Origin of the sequence: Calidithermus terrae, assembly GCF_003574345.1 — a bacterium.
Taxonomy (GTDB): Bacteria; Deinococcota; Deinococci; order Deinococcales; family Thermaceae; genus Calidithermus; species Calidithermus chliarophilus.
Genome location: NZ_QXDL01000263.1, coordinates 1 through 4,833, shown reverse-complemented (window position 1 = coordinate 4,833; position 4,833 = coordinate 1). Strand labels below are relative to the sequence as shown.

Genomic DNA, 4,833 nt, shown 5'->3' with positions numbered 1-4,833 from the left:
ACCCAGCAGCTCCGGGTCGCCGCCGCCGACATGTACCCCCCGCAGCGCCGCAGCGAGGGCATCAGCCTGGTGCTGATGGGGTCGCTGCTGGGCGCGGTGCTCTCCCCGCTGATCGTGGCGCTGGCCGAGCGGCTGGCGGTGGAGGTGGGCCAGTCCCCGCTGGCGGTGGCCTGGTTTTTGGTGCCCCTGTGCGTGATCCCCGCCTTCGTCCTCACCGCCCTGGTGCGCCCTGACCCCAAGCAGATCGCCCTGCGGCTCCAGGAATACTACCCCCACCTCCCCGCCGGGGGCCCGGCCCACGCTGCCGTAGGCGCAGGCTCGAGCACCCCCCGCAAGATCGCCGTCTGGGCCGGCGTCGCCGCGCAGGGCCAGATGGTGATGCTCATGGCGATGACCTCGCTCGCCCTGCACCAGCAGGGCTGCAGCTTCAACCTGATCTCGCTCTCGGTCACGCTGCACGTGCTGGGCATGTTCGCCTTCTCCTGGCCGGTGGGCCGCCTGACCGACCGCGCCGGCCGCAAGCCGGTGATGCTGGGGGGCCTGCTGCTCTCCGCGCTGGGCGCGCTGCTGGTGGGCTTCACCCACGAGTACCTCACCATCACCCTGGGCACCTTCCTGGTGGGCCTGGGCTGGTGCGGCACCTACAACGGCGCCACCACCGTCGTCGCCGACACCACCGCCCCAGGCGAGCGCGGCCGCGCCGTCGGCGTGCTGGACGTATGGTCCAACGGCGCCGGCGCCGTCCTCCCCATCCTCGCGGGCTTCCTGGTGGAGGGCGTGGGCATCTGGGCCATCGGCCTCGCGGGCGTGCTGCTGCTGATCTACCCCGCGGTGATGGTCTCGAGGCTCGCCGAGGTCAGCCCGGGGCGGTACGAGGGCTGATACCCGGTTTGGGTGGATAGTCTCCCGATGGGAGAGTATCCACCCCGACCGAAGGGAGTGCCCTGGGCTTCACAAAGATGTACCTCTGGCAGATTTGAAAAGTATCTTTGTGAAGCCGGTATGAGGTGCCGGGAATTTGGGTAGGGACGACCCGCGGGTCGTCCCTACAGCGTCTGGCGTTTTGCGTCTCGCGTTTGGCGTATTGCGTACGACGTACGACGTAGGACGTACGACCCGCGCCCCGCGTCCGGCCATCGGCTATCGGCCATCGGCCACCGACAGAAACCCCGTGAGGATCTCCTCGACCTGATCGGTCTCGATCAGGAAAGCGTCGTGCCCGTGCGGGCTCTGGATCTCGCGGTACTCGCCGCCAGAAAGCAGCGCGCCCAGCCGCACCTCGGCGGCGGTGTAGAGCACGTCGGTGTCGATGCCCACCCACAGGCTGGGGGTGCTGCGCAAGCGGCCCAGGGCGGCCTCGAGGCTCCCTCTTCCCCGCGCCACGTCGTGGGTGTCCATGGCGTTGGAGAGGGTGAGGTAGGCGTTGGCGTCGAAGCGGCGGATGAACTTCTCGCCCTGGTAGAGCACGTAGCTCTCGCCTTTGGCCGGGCTGTCGTTCCAGCGCAGGTTGAACGACTCCGGCGAGCGGAAGGAGAGCATGGCGATGGCCCGCCCGAGCTGCAGGCCCAGGGGCTGCTCGCTGTAGTAACCGCCGCGGTAGGCGGGGTCGCTGAGCACGGCCTCGCGGGAGAGGCGGTTGAAGGCGCGGGCCCAGGGGCCGTGGACGCTGGGCGCGGCCAGCACCACGAGCTGCCGCACGCGCTGGGGGTAAAGCAGCGCGAACTCGAGCGCCACCATCCCCCCCAGGCTTCCGCCCAGCACCGTGACCTTCTCGATGCCCAGGTGGTCGAGCAGCCGGGCCTGGGCGCGGGCCATGTCGCGCACGGTGATGGCCGGAAATTCCGGGCCGTAGGGCTCGCCGGTGAGGGGGTTGCGCGAGAGCGGCCCGGTGGAGCCGTAGCACGAGCCCAGGTGGTTGGCGCAGATCACGAACTTCTGACCGGAGTCCAGGACGCGGCCCGGCCCCACCAGCGCGTCCCACCATCCGTCGGCGCCGAAGGCCTGCTCGAGCGGGCTGAGCAGCCTGAGGGTGGGCTCGTCGTAGGTGCCGGCCAGGTGGGCGGAGCCGGTCCAGGCGTGGAAGACCAGCACCGCGTTGTCACGGGCCCGGTTGAGCTGGCCGTAGGTCTCGTAGCGCAGGTGCAGCTCGGGCAAGAGGCCGCCCTGCTCGAGCCCGAACACCTCGCCCGGGGCGGTCAGGCGCACGGTCTGGGGCTGGGGCGGGGTGACCCGCCCCCTCGAGCGCGGCGGCTTGTAGAGCAAGGCCTCGTGCTCGCCCCAGGTCTCCCGGATCAGGTCGCCCCCGGGGTCGAGCACCACGCTGGTCGTGCTCACGGCCTTGGCCTCCTTTTTGCCCCGCTCAAACCCCCACCGGGGCCCGCAGCGCCTGCTTGAGGTCGGCCTTGAGGTCCTCGGCGGCCTCGAGGCCCACGCTCAGGCGCACCAGCTCGGGGCTGACCCCGGCGAGCACCTGCTCCTGGGCGCTGAGCTGGGAGTGGGTGGTGGAGGCGGGGTGGATCGCCAGGGTGCGCGAGTCGCCCACGTTGGCGAGGTGCGAGACGAGCTCGAGGCGGTTGATGAAGCCCTTGGCCGCCTCGTAGCCGCCCTTGAGCCCGAAGGTGAGCACCGCGCCCGGCTTGCCGCGGAAGTACTTCTGGGCCTTGGCGTGGCTGGGGTGGTCCTCCAGGCCGGGGTAGTTGACCCAGGCCACCTCCTCCTGCTCGCGCAGCCAGTGGGCGATCTCGAGGGTGTTTTGCACGTGGCGCTCGGCCCGCAGCGAGAGGGTCTCCAGGCCCAGCAGCAGCACCCAGGCCTCGAAGGGGCCCAGCGCCTGGCCCTGGTCGCGCAGGCCGTCCACGCGGGCCTTGAGGATGAAGGCGAGGTTGCCGAAGGCCTTGGTGAGCTCGAGGCCGTGGTAGCCGGGCTGGGGCTGGGTCAGGAGCGGGTAGCGGCCGTTGTCCCAGTCGAAGTTCCCCCCGTCCACGATCAGCCCGGCGATGGCCGCCCCGTGCCCGCCGATCCACTTGGTGCCCGAGTGCACCACCACGTTGGCGCCCCACTCGAGGGGCCGGAAGAGGTAGCCCCCCTGCCCGAAGGTGTTGTCCACGATCAGGGCCACGCCCTGCTCCCGCGCGGCCTCGGCGATGGCCTCGAAGTCGGGGATGTTGAGCGCGGGGTTGCCGACGGACTCGATGAACCAGGCCCGGGTGTTCGCGTCGGTGGCGGCGACGAAGTCCTCGGGGCTCTCGGCGCGGCTGGTGAAGCGGGTCTCGATGCCCAGGCGCGGCAGCGTGACCTTGAGCTGGTTCCAGGTGCCGCCGTAGAGGTTGGGCGTGGCGACGATGTTGTCCCCGGCCTGGGCCAGGTTGGTGAAGGCCAGGAACTGCGCGGCGTGGCCCGAGCTCGTCGCCAGGCCCGCCACCCCGCCCTCGAGCGCGGCGATGCGCTTCTCGAGCACGTCGGTGGTGGGGTTCATGATGCGGGTGTAGATGTTGCCGAACTCCTGCAGCCCGAAGAGCCGCGCCGCGTGGTCGGCGTCCTTGAACTGGTAGGAGGTGGTGGCGTAGATGGGCACCTGGCGGGCGCCCGTGCTGGGGTCGGGGCTGTAACCGGCGTGGAGCTGCAAGGTCTCGAAGCTGAGCTTCTTGGACATGAAAAAACCTCCAACCGCAAGATTTGGGGCGGGACGGTCCCAAGGGGGACCTGGCTGGAGGTTTCAAAGGCGAAACCCCCATTCCGATGACGGTTCTCTACCGGAAGGGGGTTCACTGTGCCTAGCGAACGTGCACCCTTCTCTCATCTTCCTCCGGGCGTTTCCCCCGCCTGGAGTCGGAATTGGCACCTTTGCACTCGTGTCCGGTGATGAAACGAACACTCCTGCGGGTTGCCGCGGCATCTTCGGGCCGAATCCCTCCGCCGCTCTGGATAAGAGAACGTGTTATGTCTCGGTTGTCGCCGCGCCCCGGCGCGGTTAGTTGGGAGTGTAGGCGAGAGGGGGCGGGGATGTCAAGGGAAAGGCCTGATTCCCGACGCCGATAGCTGATGGCTGGACGCCGGGCGCGGGTCGTACGTCGTGCGTCCTACGTCGTACGCAAGACGCAAGACGCGAGACGCCTCGGCCCTCGACCCTTGGCCCTAGACCCTAGACGACGGCCTCGAGGGCCGGAAATGGGTGATCAGGGCCTCGAGCACGCTGTCTGACGGCTTGCCTACGGGCAGGAGGCCGATGCCTGTTCCGGCGAGGAGGAGCTGGCCCTCGAGTTCGTCGGGCTTGAGGCGGGTCTCGGTCACGCGGAGGCCCAGGGTGGCCGCGTGCTCGGCCACTTTCTGGCGGGTGACGCCTTCGACCCCGCCCGGCAGCACGCACAGCTCGCCGGCGCGGTAGAGCAAGGGGCTGGTGCGGCTGCCGTCCGCGACGTGCCCCTCCGTGTCGAGCAGCAGGCCCTCGAAGTGCCCGGCGCGCTCGGCCTCGAGGCGGGCGATCTCCTCCTCGGAGACGTCGGCGGGCTCGGCCCGGGCGCGGGTGGCGGCCAGGTAGCGCCACAGGCCGTAGGCCAGCAGGGCCAGCCCGATGAGGGGCGAGAGCCAGACCCACAGGGTGAGGCCCTGCTTGGGCGGCTCGTAGAGGATCCAGGGGCCGTAGCGCTCGACGAAGAACTGCCGGATCTCGGCCTCGCTCTTGCCCTGGGCCAGTTGCTCGGCGATCAGGCGGCGCATCTCCTGCGCCACGCCCGAGTTCGACTCGCTCGCCGACTCGCCCTGGCACACCGGGCAGCGCAGGCCCTTGGCGATGCGGAAGACCTCGGGGGAGAGGTCGGGGGGCGGGGCGGTCTG

The 4,833-nt window shown here is 70.1% G+C and carries 4 protein-coding genes and 1 riboswitch; of the genes, 1 reads left to right on the top strand and 3 read right to left on the bottom strand.

All coding sequences use genetic code 11. The features are described from left to right. The coding region (locus Mterra_RS18875; RefSeq protein ID WP_147372946.1) for an MFS transporter at positions 1-882 on the top strand (882 nt) is incomplete at its 5' end. A gap of 258 nt (positions 883-1,140) precedes the next feature. Here Mterra_RS18875 and metX read toward each other — a convergent pair. The 3 genes from metX to Mterra_RS23290 form a co-directional block, all read right to left on the bottom strand. Continuing rightward, positions 1,141-2,334 carry a homoserine O-acetyltransferase MetX gene (gene metX / locus Mterra_RS18870; protein ID WP_245971695.1) on the bottom strand — a complete coding sequence of 398 codons (1,194 nt, stop codon included), beginning with the start codon at positions 2,332-2,334 and terminating at the stop codon, positions 1,141-1,143. A 25-nt stretch (positions 2,335-2,359) separates the two neighbouring features. After that, a complete protein-coding gene (locus Mterra_RS18865; RefSeq protein WP_119316541.1) occupies positions 2,360-3,652 on the bottom strand; it encodes an O-acetylhomoserine aminocarboxypropyltransferase/cysteine synthase family protein in 1,293 nt (430 codons plus the stop codon). A 140-nt stretch (positions 3,653-3,792) separates the two neighbouring features. Beyond that, positions 3,793-3,931: riboswitch (SAM riboswitch) on the bottom strand. A 203-nt stretch (positions 3,932-4,134) separates the two neighbouring features. Continuing rightward, positions 4,135-4,833 (bottom strand): cytochrome c-type biogenesis protein CcmH (locus Mterra_RS23290; protein WP_245971694.1); only part of this gene is annotated, 699 nt, incomplete at its 5' end.